This is a genomic window from Neobacillus sp. Soil_C_43 (assembly GCF_057656715.1).
Map to the genome: position 1 here is coordinate 25,028 of NZ_JBDGJV010000016.1, position 18,401 is coordinate 43,428.

16 protein-coding genes, 1 pseudogene and 1 riboswitch are annotated in these 18,401 nt (G+C 45.1%); of the genes and pseudogenes, 10 read left to right on the plus strand and 7 right to left on the minus strand.

Features of this window, described 5'->3' with window-relative positions:
• Nucleotides 1-285 precede the first annotated feature (285 nt).
• On the minus strand, nucleotides 286-3,177 hold the full coding sequence (locus tag AC3A54_RS19195; protein ID WP_487655747.1) for a DEAD/DEAH box helicase: 2,892 nt from the start codon (nucleotides 3,175-3,177) through the stop codon (nucleotides 286-288).
• A gap of 346 nt (nucleotides 3,178-3,523) precedes the next feature.
• Nucleotides 3,524-5,158 carry an SWIM zinc finger family protein gene (locus AC3A54_RS19200; RefSeq protein ID WP_487655748.1) on the minus strand — a complete coding sequence of 545 codons (1,635 nt, stop codon included), beginning with the start codon at nucleotides 5,156-5,158 and terminating at the stop codon, nucleotides 3,524-3,526.
• A gap of 785 nt (nucleotides 5,159-5,943) precedes the next feature.
• Here AC3A54_RS19200 and AC3A54_RS19205 point away from each other — a divergent pair.
• From AC3A54_RS19205 to crcB (AC3A54_RS19245), 9 genes and pseudogenes are all read left to right on the plus strand, one after another.
• Nucleotides 5,944-7,179, plus strand: a complete 1,236-nt coding sequence (locus AC3A54_RS19205; protein ID WP_487655749.1) for an Ig-like domain-containing protein — start codon at nucleotides 5,944-5,946, stop codon at nucleotides 7,177-7,179.
• Nucleotides 7,180-7,451: 272 nt separating this feature from the next.
• A complete protein-coding gene (locus AC3A54_RS19210; protein WP_487655750.1) occupies nucleotides 7,452-7,934 on the plus strand; it encodes a VOC family protein in 483 nt (160 codons plus the stop codon).
• A 797-nt stretch (nucleotides 7,935-8,731) separates the two neighbouring features.
• Nucleotides 8,732-9,775 (plus strand): annotated as a pseudogene (locus AC3A54_RS19215) (DUF3231 family protein).
• A 20-nt stretch (nucleotides 9,776-9,795) separates the two neighbouring features.
• Nucleotides 9,796-10,248, plus strand: a complete 453-nt coding sequence (locus AC3A54_RS19220; RefSeq protein ID WP_487655751.1) for a CBO0543 family protein — start codon at nucleotides 9,796-9,798, stop codon at nucleotides 10,246-10,248.
• 14 nt (nucleotides 10,249-10,262) lie between these two features.
• Complete coding sequence (locus AC3A54_RS19225; RefSeq protein ID WP_487655752.1) at nucleotides 10,263-11,057, plus strand: hypothetical protein; 795 nt, start codon at nucleotides 10,263-10,265, stop codon at nucleotides 11,055-11,057.
• A complete protein-coding gene (locus AC3A54_RS19230; protein ID WP_487655753.1) occupies nucleotides 11,057-11,500 on the plus strand; it encodes a hypothetical protein in 444 nt (147 codons plus the stop codon). The genes AC3A54_RS19225 and AC3A54_RS19230 overlap by 1 nt, the downstream gene beginning before the upstream one ends.
• Nucleotides 11,501-11,580: 80 nt before the next feature.
• Nucleotides 11,581-12,021: a hypothetical protein gene (locus tag AC3A54_RS19235; RefSeq protein ID WP_487655754.1), complete on the plus strand. Its 441-nt coding sequence runs from the start codon at nucleotides 11,581-11,583 to the stop codon at nucleotides 12,019-12,021.
• Between the two features lie 56 nt (nucleotides 12,022-12,077).
• Nucleotides 12,078-12,138, plus strand: a riboswitch (Fluoride riboswitch).
• A gap of 227 nt (nucleotides 12,139-12,365) precedes the next feature.
• A complete protein-coding gene (gene crcB, locus AC3A54_RS19240) occupies nucleotides 12,366-12,767 on the plus strand; it encodes a fluoride efflux transporter CrcB (RefSeq protein WP_487655755.1) in 402 nt (133 codons plus the stop codon).
• Nucleotides 12,764-13,123 carry a fluoride efflux transporter CrcB gene (gene crcB / locus AC3A54_RS19245; protein ID WP_487655756.1) on the plus strand — a complete coding sequence of 120 codons (360 nt, stop codon included), beginning with the start codon at nucleotides 12,764-12,766 and terminating at the stop codon, nucleotides 13,121-13,123. The genes crcB (AC3A54_RS19240) and crcB (AC3A54_RS19245) overlap by 4 nt, the downstream gene beginning before the upstream one ends.
• A 66-nt stretch (nucleotides 13,124-13,189) precedes the next feature.
• On the opposite strand, the gene AC3A54_RS19250 is transcribed toward crcB (AC3A54_RS19245), so the two are convergent.
• From AC3A54_RS19250 to AC3A54_RS19270, 5 genes are all read right to left on the minus strand, one after another.
• On the minus strand, nucleotides 13,190-14,116 hold the full coding sequence (locus tag AC3A54_RS19250) for a hypothetical protein (RefSeq protein ID WP_487655843.1): 927 nt from the start codon (nucleotides 14,114-14,116) through the stop codon (nucleotides 13,190-13,192).
• A gap of 290 nt (nucleotides 14,117-14,406) precedes the next feature.
• Nucleotides 14,407-14,544: a hypothetical protein gene (locus AC3A54_RS19255; protein WP_308081991.1), complete on the minus strand. Its 138-nt coding sequence runs from the start codon at nucleotides 14,542-14,544 to the stop codon at nucleotides 14,407-14,409.
• A 224-nt stretch (nucleotides 14,545-14,768) separates the two neighbouring features.
• A complete protein-coding gene (locus AC3A54_RS19260) occupies nucleotides 14,769-14,891 on the minus strand; it encodes a hypothetical protein (RefSeq protein WP_487655757.1) in 123 nt (40 codons plus the stop codon).
• Between the two features lie 176 nt (nucleotides 14,892-15,067).
• Complete coding sequence (locus AC3A54_RS19265; RefSeq protein WP_487655758.1) at nucleotides 15,068-16,264, minus strand: C40 family peptidase; 1,197 nt, start codon at nucleotides 16,262-16,264, stop codon at nucleotides 15,068-15,070.
• A gap of 229 nt (nucleotides 16,265-16,493) precedes the next feature.
• Nucleotides 16,494-17,483, minus strand: a complete 990-nt coding sequence (locus AC3A54_RS19270) for a DUF3231 family protein (RefSeq protein WP_487655844.1) — start codon at nucleotides 17,481-17,483, stop codon at nucleotides 16,494-16,496.
• A gap of 245 nt (nucleotides 17,484-17,728) precedes the next feature.
• On the opposite strand from AC3A54_RS19270, the gene AC3A54_RS19275 reads away from it, so the two are divergent.
• Nucleotides 17,729-18,268 carry a hypothetical protein gene (locus AC3A54_RS19275; RefSeq protein WP_487655759.1) on the plus strand — a complete coding sequence of 180 codons (540 nt, stop codon included), beginning with the start codon at nucleotides 17,729-17,731 and terminating at the stop codon, nucleotides 18,266-18,268.
• Nucleotides 18,269-18,401 lie beyond the last annotated feature (133 nt).

Here is an 18,401-nt window from a genome sequence, read left to right on the forward strand (position 1 = left end):
GCAAGGAAATCATATAAAAAAAGGTATTTTAAAGGTTCTTCAGAGGTGATTAACACATAATTTAAAAGGAAGATACCTGAGCCAGGCTACACGCCTGGATTTTTAGTGGTATATTCTTTAATTTGGAAATGGATTTCCAAACTTTGTAGAATTGTTCCTCGATTTTGTAGAATAAATCAAAACTTTGTAGAATTCCACCTTAATTTTGTAGAATTCCAATTCAATGTTGCAAAATTCAAGACAAATTACAAAAAATAGCTGAAGAAAGATCCTTCAGCTACTTTTTTACCCCAGATACACTAAATCCTTCAACTCATCAGTAGAAAGCTCGGTAATCCAGTTCTCGCTTTGAATGATTTGGTCGTTGAGGAATTGTTTTTTCTCGAGCATCGCGTCAATTTTTTCCTCCAGCGTGCCGGTGCAAATCAGCTTGTGCACATGCACGAAGCGCGATTGCCCAATTCGATACGCTCGGTCCGTCGCCTGGTTTTCAACGGCCGGATTCCACCAGCGGTCATAGTGAATCACATGATTTGCCGCCGTCAGGTTCAACCCCGTTCCGCCCGCCTTCAACGAAAGCAAGAACACCGGAAACTTCCCATCCTGAAAGCGCTCGATCATCTCATCCCGCTGCGTCTTCGGCACACTTCCGTTCAAAAACGGCACCTCGATACCAAATTTCTTCTTCAGCGTCGCTCGAATCATTTCGCCCATTTCAATATACTGGGTAAAAATCAAACAGCTTTCGCCCTGTTCCAACACCGCATCAATCAACTCGACCAGCTTCTCCATTTTATTCGAACGTTCAAGAAGCTCGCGCGCCGCTGATTTCTCTTTTAAATAAAGCGCCGGATGGTTGCACAGCTGCTTCAAGCGGCTCAACATTTGTAAAATTAACCCCTTGCGCTCAAAACCGGACAATTTTTCAATCTCCGCAAACGTATCGTGGATGAGCTGCTCGTATAACGACGCCTGCTCAGGAGTAAGCGGGCAATACTCTTTTTGCTCGAGCTTATCCGGCAAGTTGAGAGCAACCTCTTCGTCCTTTTTCGTCCGGCGCAGCAAGAACGGCCGGATCAACGATTGCAGCTGCTGCACTTTTTCTTTTTTCTCATCCTTCTCAATCGGAATGACGAACTTTTTCTGGAACTGCCCCAAGCTACCGAGATAGCCGTGGTTGGTAAAATCCAAAATCGACCACAGCTCAGACAGGCGATTTTCCATCGGCGTTCCCGTCAACGCAATATGGTGACGGCCGCGCAACTTGCGAACCGCTTTCGATTGTTTCGTCTGCGCATTCTTAATGTTCTGCGCCTCGTCAATCGCAATCGAACTCCAAATCAATGACCCAAACTCCTCGGAATCCAGATGGCTCAAGCCATACGAGGTCAGCACGACATCGGCGGCCTTCGCTTTTTCGGAAAAAGCCTCCTCTTTCAGACGGTTCGAACCATAATGCAAGTAGACGTTCATCTCCGGTGCAAAGCGCTCGAGCTCCTTCTGCCAGTTGCCGAGAACCGAAGTAGGGCAGATAATCAGTGCCGCTTTCGTCGGAACCTTTGATTGGGGGTCAGGCACCGAAACTAGCTCCTTGCTAGCATCTGATTTTACCTTCAATAAGTAGGAAATGAGCTGAACGGTTTTACCAAGACCCATATCATCGGCGAGCACCGCACCAAATCCGTACTGGCGCAGGAACCAGAGCCAGCTCATGCCAAGCTGCTGGTAGGGACGAAGCTCGCCCTGCAGTCCTGATGGCACATCCACAAGTGGAATTTCATGAACCTCTGACAGCTGCTTGACCATCTGCTTCCATTGGCGGTTCAGCTCAATTTGTATTTTCGCAAACGCCTTCGGATTCTCCAGCTCGTCTTCGGTTGCTTCCGAATCCACGAGCTCCTGCTCGAGAAGGTCGCGTACATGCAAGCCTTCTTTTTCCGCTCGCTTCATTAAATCTTGAATTTGTCGGATGAACTGCGGATCCAGCTTCACCCAGCGCCCGCGAATATATACGAGTCGCCGTTTTTCCTCCACGAGCTGTCCGAACTCTTCCTCAGACAGGTCGACCCCGTTCATCGAGAAACGCCAGTTAAAGTCAAGCATCGCCTGAAGTCCGACGAACGATGGCCGATGGCTTCCAGTACCTTTCAACGACGCTTTGACCTTCAGGTTGGCATTTTTCATCGCCTGCCACCAGGAAGGGAGGAGGATTTCAACATCCAGCGCCAGCATCGTTTCGCTTGCCTCGGTTAGAAACATCCACGCTTCTTCCTCAGTCAGATGCGTTTTGAAGTAGCCATCCTCATTAAGCCATGGGATAAGTCGTACCCAGCGGCCTTGTTCACGATCGACTTTTTCTAAAAATGGTCGCCATTTCGCTGGAATCTTGGTAGCACCTTCGATGTCATAGATTTCATCGGAGTTCTTTTTCCCACGCAAAAAGACGTCCAGTGTCCATGCGCCTTCGCCATCAAGGGGCTCATCTAGTCGGAGACCAATTGTAAATGGGGTATCGTTTTCCTTGATGCCTACCCATTCGAGCCAGCTTTCCTCGTCAAAATAACGAGCGAGCTCGCCGCCAGATATGTTTTGCTTCCTTAATAGATCGAGCTTCGGACCGAACAGTTGCTTCATCGCCGCGTTTCGCGTTAAGTAGGCATCTAAGGCACTATTGTATAAATCAGATATGTAATTTTTAGTTGTTGGGCCGGAGTCATCGTCATCGGCAGGATTGTCTGCACCCGAAACCGGTTGATCCCAAAAAGAGGGATCAAATTCATCCTTCACGCGTTCCGGCAGCTTCCAGCGGAAATCCCCATGCTCCCACACCGAAAAGTCCGGCAGCCAGTCTTTTTCCACGATGCCTTCATGCATGGAATGAGCGGCCGCAAGACAAATCTCGGACTGCTCATTCCAATCCCACTCGATGAAGCGGTTGAACGACTCCTTGGCAAAAAGGGAGACGAGCTGCCAGCCGCTAAGGACCACACCCTCGACGTCGTTTACGGTCTCCGTCTCAAGGAGCGTGCCAAAGAAGCTTTCTTCGTGGCTGCTAAAAACGAGGTTCTTCCACCGAAATGGATTCATAAAGTGACCACGCTCATCCTGGGCCGTAAGCAAAAAGCGGCCATCCACTAATTTAGTTGTCAGCAATTTCATAAACCTTGTTTTAAGCATCGGTACACAAACTCCTTTTATTTGAGAAGGGCATTTTTTAAGTTACCTATTTTAGGGGGTGTTGTTTCCATAAAATGTCTAATGGCACAAAACCCCTGAAAAATGGCACAAAACCCCTGAAAAATGGCACAAAACCCCTGAAAAATGGCACAAAACGATGTGAAAATCGCACAAAACCTACTAAAATTGACACAAAACCACGGCAAAATGACACAAAACACCCGAAAACGCCACAATGCCAAAACTGTCCACCCCGAAAACGACAAATGTCCACACGCGGTGCCTGACCCCACAAAAAAACACGGTGCTTTAATGCGTTAACGCCATGGGGGACTGTCCCCCAAGCTTAACTCTCGATCAACTTACTCCGCTTACATTCCTCATGGAACGCGCGCAACCGCTTTGTCCGTTCCAGCAACGTTTCCATGAAGTACTCCCAGTCATCGACACGCTTCAGTTTCTTGTACAACGTCCGCAGCTTCTTCAAATGCCGCACCGCCAACTTGTAGCTGCTCCGGTTCTTCTGGTCAATCTCCCGCTGCGCGGTCTGATGCAGCATCCCCAGCAACACCTCCGGACGCTCCTTCTCAATCAGCTTCAACCGTTCCTTCGGTAAATCATAAAAATTCAAGCCGACAAACGCCTGGAGCTCGCCCCAACGGTCATACTGTCCGCGCTCAAACAACATATACTCATACTCCCGGAAACTATACGGCAGCGTCTGCAGCAACGCCCGCTCCAACAAATCCACCCGATCAGTCTCCGAACAATAAGGCGTCACCGCCCGAAGCGCATCCCGAACAAACGCCACGCAGCTATGATAGCCGCCCAGCTCCTCCAGATACCCTTTAATTTTTTGCAAAAACAACTCAATTAAAACCCCAACACGGCGCCATGCCTTCAACTGGCTCAAATAATCAATCCAATACAACAGATAAGGCACAATCACCCGATCCTCAAACTGACCCACCAGCTTCAACGCCGCCTCATCGTCACCAAGCAGCAAGTTGATATGTATCCCGGCCACCATCAACGGCGCCGGATTCTCCCAATCATGAAGCACCTTCAGCCGCGCACGAATCTTGCCAACCTCGGCCTCACGCCAACTCTTCTGCTTGAAAAATTGCACCCACAACAGGCGATACAAATAAATCCGTTCGTTCTCAATCCCACTCGTGCACGTCAGCAGATCAAACGCATCGTCCTTCAATTTCTCAATAAACTCATCAAACGCAAACGGCAGCGACTGCACACCAATCTTCACCGCCAGCTCATGCGCATCCTCCAGCAAATTCTGGAACACATGCAAGTAAGCCCGCTTCACCATGTCCTCGCTGTGCTCCAGCTGATCGCTCAGCACCGCCAGCTTCCGGAACGACACCACAATCCAAACCATCTCATATAACAAGCGCCATTCCTGCTCCACCGGGGCGCTCGCATGAACCCGGCGCTCATAAATCCCAAACAGCTCCGGAATCACATACGGGCTTGTGTATTTCTTCGTCGCCAAGAGCGTATCAAAGCTCAACTCAAACGACTGCACCCAGCGGCTGTACTCCGGCTTCATCACACCGTTCGCCTTCACCAAATCCTTCGCCGTCTGCATGCCCCACGTCGAAAACGCCGCTTGCTCCCGTGCCGGTTCGCGCCACTCGGTCACCCAATCCGCGACACTGCCAACCCGGGCATACACCGCAAAAAAGGTCGCCATCTGATGACGGCAAAAGCCTTCCCCCGGACATGAACACGAGCTCTCCGACAAAAACGATAAGATGAGCTTCACATAACAAGGCGTGACGTCCTGGACCGTCGACGTCACTTTTTCATCATGGAAGAGTTGGACCTGCTTCACCAGTCCTTGCCGGTACAGCATTAACCCTTTCGAAACCAGCTTCGCATCCTCCGTCACACTCGAATGCAGCAGCTCCTTCACCTGTTCCGAGAAGAGCTCAATTTTTTCACTAGCCGGTGTCGACTCCATAAACCGTAACCCCCTTTTTTGGAAAAATAAAAATCATCATCTTAGTGCGATCTTTTTTTTAAAAGTCCGTCCATTCATTGGTAAAAATCCATATTCCTTTATTATAACCAAAAATTCGCAATTAGAGGAGGGGGCGGCTTGGTTTTTAAAAAGAATAGAGAGCAAAGCGAACGGACTTTACATCTTTTTTGGAAAACCGTTGCGATAGTGGTCTTTATTTTTCCAAAAAATGTTTCTATTTACTAATAAAGCTACAATATATAATAGGGTAATAGAAAAAAATAGTAGGGGGAAAAGGGTTGGGCAAGCGAATTATTCTTTCATTAATAGCTTTGATACTATGCATACCAGGCCTGGGTATGACAACAGGCGCAGCACGAGTGGCAGCATCCGCAGAAGAACCAATATTGGATTATCTAGAGAGCGCTTCACTTTCACAAACAGAGGTAAATGTCGGCGATACGGTCACCATCAAGGCAAAATTAAACGTCACACCCGACATCTTACGGAGTGTGCAGGCGCACTTATCAGGTGATACCGAAAAGGTAGTTGGCATGACATACAATATCAGTGAAGACAGATGGATCGGCACGTACCAAATTCAGCCGTATGACCATCAAGGAAAATGGAACCTCTCCTTTTATATCGAGAGAAAAGAGGGAGCCTGGGGAGAACCAAAAACGGACCAATACATCACGGTCACCAACCCGAACGAAGACCGGGCGCTTCCGGTCGCTAACAGCGTTAATCTTGACCCGCAAGTAGTCAAGGCTGGCGAGCCGTTCGTGATTGCTGCGAAAATTTCCGATAACTCCGGCGTCGCATCCGTTAAAGCTAATTTTAAAAAGGATGGGGCAACCTGGAACGGTCCGAAGCTAACGTATGACAGCAACAAGAATGAGTGGACGGTACCTTACACATTTGGAACCAACACGAATCCGGGCGATTGGCAGCTGGAGTTAACGATTACAGATTTGGCTAGTAACGTAACGACGGCAACGAAAGATTTTCAGATTACGAACCCGAATCTAGATACGACACCACCAACTTTCAAAAGCTTAAAAATAAGCAAGGAAGTCGTCACTCATAGTGATGAACTGAAAGTGCAGGCAGACATCAGTGATGACAATTCCGGCATCGCCTTGGCCGAAGTAAGGTTCGAATTCATAGATTTAACTCATTTCTATAATTTTAACCTTGAAAAAAATCCTACTACTGGCTTATGGGAAACAACGATAAAAGTTCCTTCGTACTTTGAAACAGGGACGTTTAACGTGTATCTTCACGTAGAGGATAAAGCAGGGAACGCGATTTTTCCAAGAAATGATCAAAGGCTGCAGGTCTATGTGGCAAAGCCAACTGTTAACAAGGTAACGGACAAAGATACGTACGTCCGGGGGCAAGGGGAACCAGGCTTTACGATTGAAGTGAAATCGGGCGAAACGTTGCTCGGGTCTGCGGTGGTAGGCATGGACCGCAAGTTCAGCGTTCCGATTCCAGCTCAAAAAGAGGGCACCGAATTATCGGTGGGCACCATCGACAGCCATGGGACAAAAAGTGTGCCAGCATATGTTACGGTGGAAAAAGCAAAACCGTCTGGCTGGGTGAGCAAGGATGGCAAATGGTACTATTATGATCCTGCCACTTTTAATATGAAAACGGGCTGGTTCAAGGTTGGAACCACTTGGTATTATGCGAACGCTAGCGGCGTGATGCAGACGGGCTGGATTAAGCAAGGTAACACTTGGTATTACTTAGCGAGCAATGGTGCAATGAAGACCGGTTGGCTGCAGCTCGGCAAGACGTGGTACTACTTCAACGGCAGTGGCGCTATGGCGACCGGCTGGTTGAAGAGCGGCACGAAATGGTATTATTTCAACGGAAGCGGTGCTATGGTTACGGGCTGGCTGAAGAGTGGTACCCATTGGTATTACTTGAATAGTACCGGCATCATGGTCACTGGCTGGGTAAAAATCGGCGGAAAATCGTATTATTTTTATAGTACAGGCATTTTAAGATAACGAAGGGAAGCACACGATGTGAAATCGTGTGCTTTTCTTCTGTAAAAATATACTTGGCTGGGGTTTATCAGCGGATTTTTAGTGTTTATCAGCGAATCCTTGGCTGCTTTAACTAGTGTAACAAGAAATCTCTTCGGAAAAATTCAGCCAGAGACGAACACTGAGGCTGAATCTACAACTATAGTTGTAGAAAACTTCCCACTAAAGCTGAATGTCTATTTTTAACAAAAACACTAAAATAAAGGTATCAATAGGGAATGGGGTTGAGCGGTATGAAAATATATGAAACGCATGTAAACACAAGGAATTTAGAACAATCCATTGAATTCTATCAATCACTAGGGCTGGAGCTCGCGTACGTAATTGATGAGAGGAGAGTCGCGTTTTTCTGGTTGGGGGAAGCCGGGAAGAAGGAGCAAATGCTCGGCGTGTGGGAGGTGCCTGCTGAAAAGTTTGTTCCATCACACTTTGCCTTTGGGGTATCACTGGAAGAGTTAATGAAAATACCTTCATTTTTAGAAAAAAAGGGAATCGAGCTGCGCCCGTCGTTCGGGCTGGATACCTCAGAGCCAGTGGTCCACGCTTGGATGCCGGCAGCCTCCTACTATTTCGCGGATCCGGACGGCAACTCGCTAGAGTATTTGGCGTTGCTAGAGGGGGAGGCGCGACCTGAGCTTGGTGCGGTCCACTTGAGCACGTGGATTGAGGCGAGGAATCATGATAAAAGGTCTGTAGGAAGCTCATTGACCTGTTAGCGACCTGGTGCGGTCTATCGATTTTTATAAAAATCTCAATTTAGAATGGGCTTTTCAAAAGGGAAAGGTCGCTTTCATTTGGGTTGAAAGGGTCTCAGCTGGCTGAGGCGGGCACCCACTTTTAGGATTTGGAAGGGGATTTCTAATTTTTGTAGAATTCATTGCTAGTTTTGTAGAATTCCTCTGTAGTTATGTAGAATAAATCTAAATTTTGTAGAATTACCTCTTGAATTTGTAGAATTAATCTAAACCTGAGTCGCTGACCCTTGGATTGGCTAAGAAACTATCCAAATCCGATTAGAAAAAACCTGGATTTGTAGATAAATCCTGAATTTGTGTAGAAATAATCCAAATCTGTGTAGAAAAAACTTGAATTTGTGTAGAAATAATCCAAATTCGTGTAGATAAAACCTGATTTTGTGTAGAAATAATCCAAAAGTGAGTAGAATTCCTCTAAAACGATGGGATGTTCTATTCTGGATCCGGATAAATTCTATAAAAATTAGGTAATATTTCAACTAAGCCTCTGGGGAATTCTTTTAAATTAGGAAGAATTCCATAAGAAACTCTCAAGAATTCTTCCTACCATCGTAAAAACTACAAGAACTCCCCCTAAAACCAGTCCCATCTTATAAATAGGCTTCCTGGCAGACCTTTTGGGGACAGTCCCCCAGCGCTTTAAAGTAGAAGGGGACTGTCCCCCGGTTGGGTAACGCTTTAACGTAGTGGGGGACTGTCCCCAAACTTTGCCCCATAACACTCATATTTTCCCATGAAAATTAGCATAATAACCCCATATGACTAAATGCTGTAAATCTTGGAGGTTTATTGTGGAAGAGATAAATCATACCGTTCGCCTGACGACAGGGGAAATAGCGAATCTTTGGACGCAATACATTAACGATACCATGGCCATGTGTGTACTCACCCATTCAATTGAAACAACGCAGGACCAGCAGATCAAGGATATCCTTCAATTTGCCCTTCAACTAGCCGAATCACATATCGGAAAAATTACTGCCTTTTTCAACGAAGAAAACTTTCCGATTCCAATAGGATTTACGAAAAACGACGTAAATCTTGGTGCACCGGCGTTATTTACAGATAAATTCATGCTGGCGTACATGCTGATTATGGGGATCCACGGCCTGACCGGCTACGCGGGAGCAGTCAGTACATCAGCGCGCGCCGACCAACGAGCCTATTTTATGCAATGTAGCATCGAAACAATGGAGTTACATGACAAAATCGTGGAACTCATGCTGGAAAAAGGAATCTACAGTAAGCCGCCAAGAATCAACACGCCCAAACAAGTTGACTTTGTCAATGAGCAGAGCTATTTAACTGGCTGGTTTGGAAAGAAACGGCCGCTAAATGCGATGGAAATCAGTGGGATTAGCTACAACATGCAAAAAACAGTCGTAAAGGCGGTGCTGGAAATTGCCTTTGCCCAAACCTGTCAATCGAAAGACCTAAGGCAATATTTTCAAAGAGGAAAACAAATTTGTAAAAGGGAGTTCGAAACCTTGAGTTCGATCCTAACAAAAGATGATCTCACCTCACCCGCTTCATGGATATCGGAATTGACCGATTCAACCATTCCACCGTTTTCAGACAAATTGATGTTATCTCACATCGTCATCCTAATATCTGCGGGAGTCGGCTACTTTGGCGCCGGCCTATCAGTTTCACAGTGAAGAGACCTGGCGCTAAAATACACGATTCTTATGGCTGACATCGGAAGATACGCAGAGGATGGGGCCCAGCTATTGATCAAGAATGGCTGGTTGGAACAGCCGCCACTTGCCACAGACCGAGATGACTTGGCCGCCGAAAAATAAAAAGGAAGAGAGGGATAGAAATGGTTTTATTGATAATGACTGTCATCGGATCCATCCTAGCAATCATTTTTATCCCAAAGCGCATTTCCAAGTTAGAAATGTATACAACCTCCTTCTTTGCTATGATTCTAGCCGTCGTCGCGGATGTTTATTTAGATTTAAAATTTGACTTTTACGGTTTTTTTAACAAGGGCGTGGATTGGCTTTACCTGCCGATATTTATCTTTGTCTATCCAGCGGCAAACATCGTGTTCCTAAATTTTTACCCCTTTGAAAGGACATGGAAGAAAAAAGTACTTTATGTGGTGGTCTGGACTTTTCTTACCACTGGCTTTGAATACATCTCATTACATACAGAGGTTTTTTATCATCATGAATGGAAGCTGTGGTATTCCTTCCTTTGCTACCCGTTTCTTTACTGGATCCTGGCCGTGAATTTAAGGTTTATAAGGTTTTTAGCAAAAAATAATTGAAAATGGTGAAAAACATGCCGATCATTACACAAAAGTGGCACCCAAGACGACCGAAGGCGAACCTAACTTCCTTTAACATCAATTATGTACGTGTGGGAAACCCGTTTATGCCTTTGTGGTGGGGAATGGCGATGCCAGGCGCGGGCCACATTATGATTGGAAAAAAATTTAAGGGGTTTTTGTTATTTGTATTTGAGTTCCTCGTCAATACACAAGCCCATTTAAACTTATCCATTTTTTATTCGTGTACCGGACAATTCGAGTTGGCAAAAGCGTGTCTAGATAGCCGATGGTTCTTCATTTATATAGGCGTCTACATTTTTAACGCCTGGGACGCGTACCGATTGACGACGGATATCAACCAATTTTCGATGCTCGCGGTGAGAGAGAAAACACCACTCCAAGCATTTAACATCAGTATCTTGGAAATCAACTACCTTCAAAGGCTCAATCCATGGGTCCCTGTCTTTTGGTCGGTGGTTACGCCGGGCCTGGGGCACCTAATTGTTAGAAATGTCGTCTCCGGTGTCTACATGATAGTTTGGTTCATCATCTCGATTTACCAATCAAGGATACTGGAAGGGGTGTATTTTTGCGTGTTGGGGGAGTTCGAGCAGGCTTCGGCCGTAATGAATATCCAATGGACAATGTATTTACCCTCGGTATATTGTTTCGCAGCCTGTGACAGCTACTATCACGCGGTTGAAATCAATGAGTTGTTTAAGATGGAACAAGCCCGTTATTTGAAAAAGAACTACTTTGGCGCGAAAAATAAACATTATTTTATCAACCAATTGGAGAATGCCTAATGCCTGTCATCTCAATCTTCGAGCATACCTTAGCACTAGAACTCGCCATTAGCGAATTAGAAAATCATCACATCGAAAAAGAAAGAATTTTGGCTGCATCTGTCAATAAAAATGCCGTCGAAAAAAAGTACCTGGACCCCTTCAACGCGGATGGACTCAATCTGTTTTTGGTCTCGGGAATCGGCATGTCAGTTATGCTGCTAGGCACGATGTACGGGTTTGTCCTCTATTGGGGTCCCATCCTCTGGGGCCTGATCGGATTAATTGCCGGGTCAATTGTTGGACTTGCCATTGATTACATATGGAAAAAAACCGTCCGGAAAAAGACGCTCAGAAAAAACATAGCGGACGTCCTGTTAATTGTGAATTGCGAAGAGGACCAGGTGGAGTTGGTGGAGGACATCCTTAAACAGCATCATACGTTGGGAATAGTGAAAATTTAGTTTTTGGAAAAAGAAGGGAGTTTCAAGGCGATTATGGAATAGTATTACTACATATAGAGTGATGGGAAGTGTATGTGGTAATGAAACCAGTGGTACCTATTCTATTAGCATTCATTTTGTTTATGAATTTTTTAATAGTGATAAGGGTATTTAAGCTAGATGAAAAGATTCACAATGGATTTAGGGAAACGGAGTATTCTGCCGCTATAGCAGGTGAATTTATTTCTAGCAATGATCCGAATGAATTAATGTCAAAGCTCCAAATGAAGAACGTGAAGATTACGAACAACGGAAACCTGTATAAAATCACCGGTGACATCAAGAATACCCACAATCAAATCATCGAAGGATGCTTGTATGCTCAGTTATATGAAGACAGTGGAAAATTCGAAAGGGTGGCGGTTCTTCTACCGGAAGGCGGGCTATCTCCTCAACAGACCTTTACCTTCAAAGTGGTAGTGGAAACGGATCTGAAAATTACGAAGGATGGCTGGGGTATCGTCACCCTGAATGCAAGGTAAGGCTGCGCCAGCCGTACCTTGATAACAGTAGGTCCATTTGATAAAATATTGATATTAATTGCAAAGGCGATGGAGTTCGCCATAAACGCTTAGAAAGCTAATGACTCCTACCAGAAAAGTCCCTGGTAGGAGTCTATTTATTTGGCTGTTTTTATTAAAATGAATGTATTCGAAGTGATTTTGTAGTGTAAAATTACACATAGAAGACCGATTTTATGGAATATCAGCGAATTTCAGGGTTCTATCGGCGAATTTCGGGGTTCTATCGGCGAATTTCGGGGTTCTATCGGCGAATTTCAGGGTTCTATCGGCGAATCATATATGTAAGATAGAGGTGGACCAAAGTGAATTTTATTTTAGTCGGTATTGCCGGCATTATCGGAGCCACGCTCCGTTACTTATTGGGTGTTTACTTCAGCCAGTGGTGGCTGAATGACTTTCCGTTAGCAACCTTTGTCACCAACATGGTGGGCAGCTTCATATTAGGCTGGTTCACCCATTTTCTGCCGCGGTTCAAATCGTTGCACCCACATGTCATCACGGCAATGGGCACCGGTTTGATCGGCTCATTTACGACATTCTCCACCTTTAGCGTGGAAACCGTTCACCTAATCCAGGCATCGAAATGGGGCACTGCGATTCTATATGTACTCCTCAGTCTCTGGGGCGGTCTGCTGTTCTCATGGCTCGGCTACCGCTTAGGAATGAAAAAGGATGCTGCAGTAGGCGGAGGTGTACGGTCATGATCATCAATATCGCATTAGTCGCATTGGGCGGGTTTTTCGGAGCGATGTCCCGTTACGGCGTGGGCTTAGTTATAAAGAAAAAGTACCCCTCCAATTTTCCGTTCTCTACCTTGTTTGTCAACCTATTGGGGTCATTTTTGCTAGGACTCATCATGGGGGCGCATACAGATACTACGTTAAGATTGCTTCTAGGAACAGGCTTTATGGGGGCATTTACGACCTTTTCTACGTTTAAATTAGAGAATATCCAGCTGCATGCAAAAGGAAAAATAAAAATAGCAGTGCTGTATTTAGCAATCAGCTACACCTGCGGCATCTTACTCGCCTTTCTCGGCATATGGCTTGGCAGCAATTAAAGGCAAATAAAGAAGGGGACAGTCCCCCGGCGCTTTAGCGCAACGGGGGACTGTCCCCAAAATAACTCAGTTATACACAGTATCAAATTTATACGAATTGTAATTATGGAACCTATGACTGGCATCGAAATAATCCATCGCCACCTGGAACGCCTTTTTCGCGCTATCCCAGAACACGAGCAAATTGATATCCTGCTTACCCGCGGCCAATTCTTCCGCGCCAACTTCCGTGGTATCCCACTTAACGATCTTGAAATTCTTCGCGTCCGTCACCTTAATCGTATACAGCCAGTAATTCTCGCCTTCGACACCTGTCAAATCATGATAGTTTGATCCCAGCTTCGATTTCAAATCAGCCTGCGTAACCCCTACATCAATCCAACTCTTCATGTCATTCACAACCGAAACAACCGCTGCGCTTCCGGAATTCGTCATCCGGCCATCATTCATCAAATAATACCCATCCACAAAATTCTGCCGCACCATCGCACCATCACGCGGACTCAAATAATACCAAGCACCTGAAACATATCGCCAGCCTGTCGCCATCGCACCCGATCCATCAAAGTAATACCAGCTTGTCCCAATCCATCGCCACCCCGTCGCCATCGCACCCTGTTGACTTAAATAATAACTGCGGTTCCCAAGCGTGAGCCACCCCGTCTTCATCACACCATGCGAATCCAAGTAATACCAGGTGCCTGACACCTGGACCCACCCGGTCTTCATCGCCCCGTGCGTATCGAGGTAGTACCACTTGCCACCATCCTTCACCCAGCCCGTTTGCATCACGCCATCTTTAGCGGCCAAATAGTACCAGGTACCTTTGTCGAGCAGCCAACCCGTCTTCTGTGCACCATCAACGCCGTAAAAATGCCACTTTCCATCCTGAAGCGCCCAGCCCACTGGTTTCCCACTTTCTTCCGCACCCACCACACTCGGAAACACATAAAGCAGCACGGCACCAAGCAACACAACCATCAACTTCTTCATTTTTAGCAAATGGACCACCCTTTCGTTGGTATTACTTTGTCTTAACCTAAATATTAGGGCTGGGTCACTGTATTTCCTCCCAATACTTTTAGCCAAATTCCGCAAGAATTTCCGCTACAATCTTGCAAAATCAGCTATTTCCTATGAAAAAAGACCCAAACCACGCAGTATGTATTTAATAGTTTTTATATAGCCATTTCTGGAAGGTTTAAACCTAAAAAAAGCCAACTCCCACACATTATTTCAAGGGGGCACATGGAAGCACAAAAAAAGCCAACCCGACTTGATTGTTATGGGGTTGGCTCGCTATTTGTATTTTGGTTTTTTGATAGAGTAGAGAAGTATTCAAATAATTGATTAATATAGTTGTTTAGCTCAAAACCATCCTCACTAGCAAACTCCGACAATAACAATTTGTTCTCGTTCATTGGTTCGTCCCCCTCGATTACCTTGTTATCCCTATTCTTGCCAAACTATCAGTCTCTTATACAAGCAAAATGAGAATTTTTTAGATTTTTTTTGCTCGACCGGGGGATGAACACAGCCATTTAGCGTATAAGCCCTCGCAATTGGCGGATAGGCGACCATCTTCGGAAATCCAGACCATTTTCCAGGCTAGAATGCTCTACTAAAGTAAATTTTAATTTCCCTTTTATATAAAAATCCATTTATCAACCGCTTTTTGAACTTTATCGACCGGTTTAGTACAAATATCGACCGCTTTTTGAGGTATATCAACCGGTTTTTGAACCTTATCGACCACTTTCAACCACATATCGACCACTCACCAAAATTCAGCTCAATCCCCACATAAAAAAGCCAGTCCCCGCACTTTGGGGACTGGCTCAACTCATTAATCTTTTACGCGTTACCCCGTCGGGGGACAGTCCCCCGACATGGTAACGCACAACCGCGCCGGGGGACAGTCCCCCGAATTTTTACCTAGAAAAACTAATAGAATCTCTTAAACCCATCCAAATGCGCTGTATAGTATGGGCTTTTTAATGTAGAAATCATAATACCGTGTGCTTCGTCGGCGTGGATGAATTGGTCGCCGCCGAGGTAGATGCCCACGTGAGAGATTCCCTGTTTATACGTATTTTCAAAGAATACGAGATCCCCGGCCTTAGGTTGATCAACATAGTAGGCGCGGCTGTAATAACCTTCCGCCGAATAGCGGCCAATCTGCTTACCAGCCTGATTCGCCACATAATAGATAAACCCGCTGCAGTCAAAACCAGACAGGCTGCTGCCGCCCCAAACATACTTAATTCCCATTAAGCTTTTTGCCGTATTCACCATATTCGTTGCAAAATCAGAAGACGTCGCAGGAGCACTGCTCACTTGGCCGCCCTTTACCTTTAACTTTTGTCCAACATAAATCATATCAGAGGTTAAGCCGTTTAGCGATTTCAAATCCTGTACCGACATACCCGTTTGGATGGCGATTTTTCCGAGAGTATCGCCACTTTTAATAACATACTCACTTGTAGTCGACGGCTGAGCGACAACAGGAGGAGTCGTAGCCGGCGGCTTAGCAGGAGTTGAAATCGTGCCGCTCACCTTCAGCTTTTGTCCGACATAAATCATATCCGATTTCAAGTTATTCAGTGTCTTTAACTGCGTAACCGTCACATTAAACTGAACACCGATCTTGCTTAAGCTATCGCCGCTTTTAACCGTATATTCACTCGTCGATCCTTGTGATGCCGGCGTTGGAGCTGGAGTCGGTGCAGGCTTAGGCGTAGACACAGTCCCTGTCCCCGGTGCAGAAACCTTCAACACTTGTCCTACATAAATAATCGTGTTGTCTAAGTTGTTCCACTGCTTTAGCTCGCCGACCGTCACGTTATAACGATTCGCGATTTTGATCAAGGCATCACCCGACACAACAGTATATGTAGTCGTCTTTGGCGCCTGCACACCAATCGGCTCGTTGCTTACCTTCAGCACTTGATTGACGTAAATCATATCCGACTTCAGACCGTTCAATGTCTTCAAGCCACTTACACTAGTATGATATTTTGAGGCAATTTTTGATAGGCTATCGCCATTTTGGACTTGGTATGTATCAGCAAGGGCAGAACCAGCAAAGAGTGTCGAAAAAAGCGCGGCTGTTGATAGAGTACGTACGATGGTTTTCTTCATCTAAAAAAATCACCTCATATAGTTTCATTTTTTTATTAATTTTACCATAGTTTGCTAGTGTTTCGGGTAAAAAGTTGCAAAATCTGACATAAATTAGCGGAAAAATGATAGATTTCAGCAAGCAGAGGATAAAGTGACTGAGATAAAATTGGTATATAACATAATTTTCGGACGCAAAAAAACCAGCTCCCGTTGAGCCGGCTTCCTGTTGTTTATATGAGGATAAAAATCATTTTTCCTCCGAAAGTTCCTCCCGATTAGGGGCAAGAGGGGGCTGTTCTAACCAGCCATATTCCACCATAATATTAAACCATTTCTTAGTGACCAGTAAATTTTTCAAAATGACGCCTTCAAAAGATGCCACCAAATCCGTCCGCATGGCCGATGCGAGACCAGTTCCGTGATAGGCTTGGGCAGCCTGGAATAAAAACCCGATATGATACATCATGAGTTTGTCTGAAAAAGGAGAGTCGGTAGAGTTGGTGACCTCCGTTTCCCATGATTTAGGAACAGGTAAATTATCCGCTTGCATGATTTTAGTAAATGATTTAATTTGGTCATCCGAAGTTTTCTCCGTGTCAGTGAAAAATTCCCTGACCAATTTATTTTGAGCTACCTGACCGAAGGCAATCGCCAACGTTTTCGCCATAATACTCTTTTTCAGATTAAATGAAATACTGATAATTTCAGTTGCAGATAACCGCCGACCCTTACCGAAAAACCCGTCGGTAAAATCTTTGCTGGATATAAATTCAATCTGTTTGCTTGGGTAAAACATAGGGTCTCTTTGAAAGCTTCCTTTTTCCAGCAAGAGCTCAATCGTTTGATGATACATCCTTTTCGCATCATTATCGCAGGAATCGTAAAATTCCCTTAAATCCTTACGAACAGAAACTCCTAAGGATGTGGTGTGTCCGAGCAAGCCATGTAACGTCATAACATGTAAATAATTTAAGCAAAATATATCGGTAAAAAGCCTCTCTGCACCTTTGTTGAGATCTGTTTCAGAAAATCCAATCGGTAGAGGAAATCCCTCATTCTCGATAAAAATAACCAATTGTTTCTTCTGTCTCGCGAAGGTCTCAATTGCATCCTCAAAAATGGCTTTGATGGATGCATCCTCAATAATGGTAACCATATATCTATTTACTGCATCTGTCATCGTCCCGTTTACATACTCTCCCCACAGCGTGCCGATTTCGGAAGATGTGAGTCTCATTTGATTTTTATCCACGATATTCACCTCGTGGATATTATTACCGTTAGTTTCTCGTTTTATGAATGTATAGGCATAAAAATGGATTTGTAAAATAAAAAAGTTCAATTAATTGTCAGATTTTTTAGGAAGCTGGACACTAGTGAAAAAATCTCTGCGACTTTTTTCCTAAAAATTGTAAATAAAGGAGGATTTTTTTCGTTTGTGGTGAAATTATATGGATATAATTCATTCAGGGGGAAACCACCATGAGGCAAAGTCGTCAGTATCGCTCACCATATGCGGCCATGTTGTGGTCGCTTGTTTTACCAGGCTTCGGACAGATGTACAATAAAGATTACATAGTTGGCTTTGTATTAATGGTGTGGGAGATCCTGGTTAATGTGAAATCGCACTTAAATATCGCCTTGTTAAATACCTTTCATGGGGACGCACACTCCGCTCATCAAGTGATTGATTACCAGTGGGGCCTTTTTTATCCTTCAATTTATTGCTTCGCCCTATGGCAGGCGTTTAATTCCTCTGTTGTGAACAACAACAGACTAGCAGGAATAGAAGGGGAGAGGCGGACCTATTTCTCTGGATTTTTCCTCGGAATGGTCGTGGGAATGGATTTCGGTCTCTTCTGGCATGACGCTCACATTTTAAACTATTTTGCGGCAGCTAAGGTCTGGGACTATCCGGTCTTTAACGGCATAATTCTAGGCCTATTCTTGGGTCTTTTGGGTCATCAGCTGGAGATTAAAGTCTACCGCAAATATAAGCGAAAAATAACACCAAATACATAGATAAATACACAAAGATGGGGGACAGTCCCCCGGCGCTTTAATGTGTTACCACATCGGGGGACAGTCCCCCGGCGCTTTAATGTGTTACCACATCGGGGGACAGTCCCCCGGCGCTTTAATGTGTTACCACATC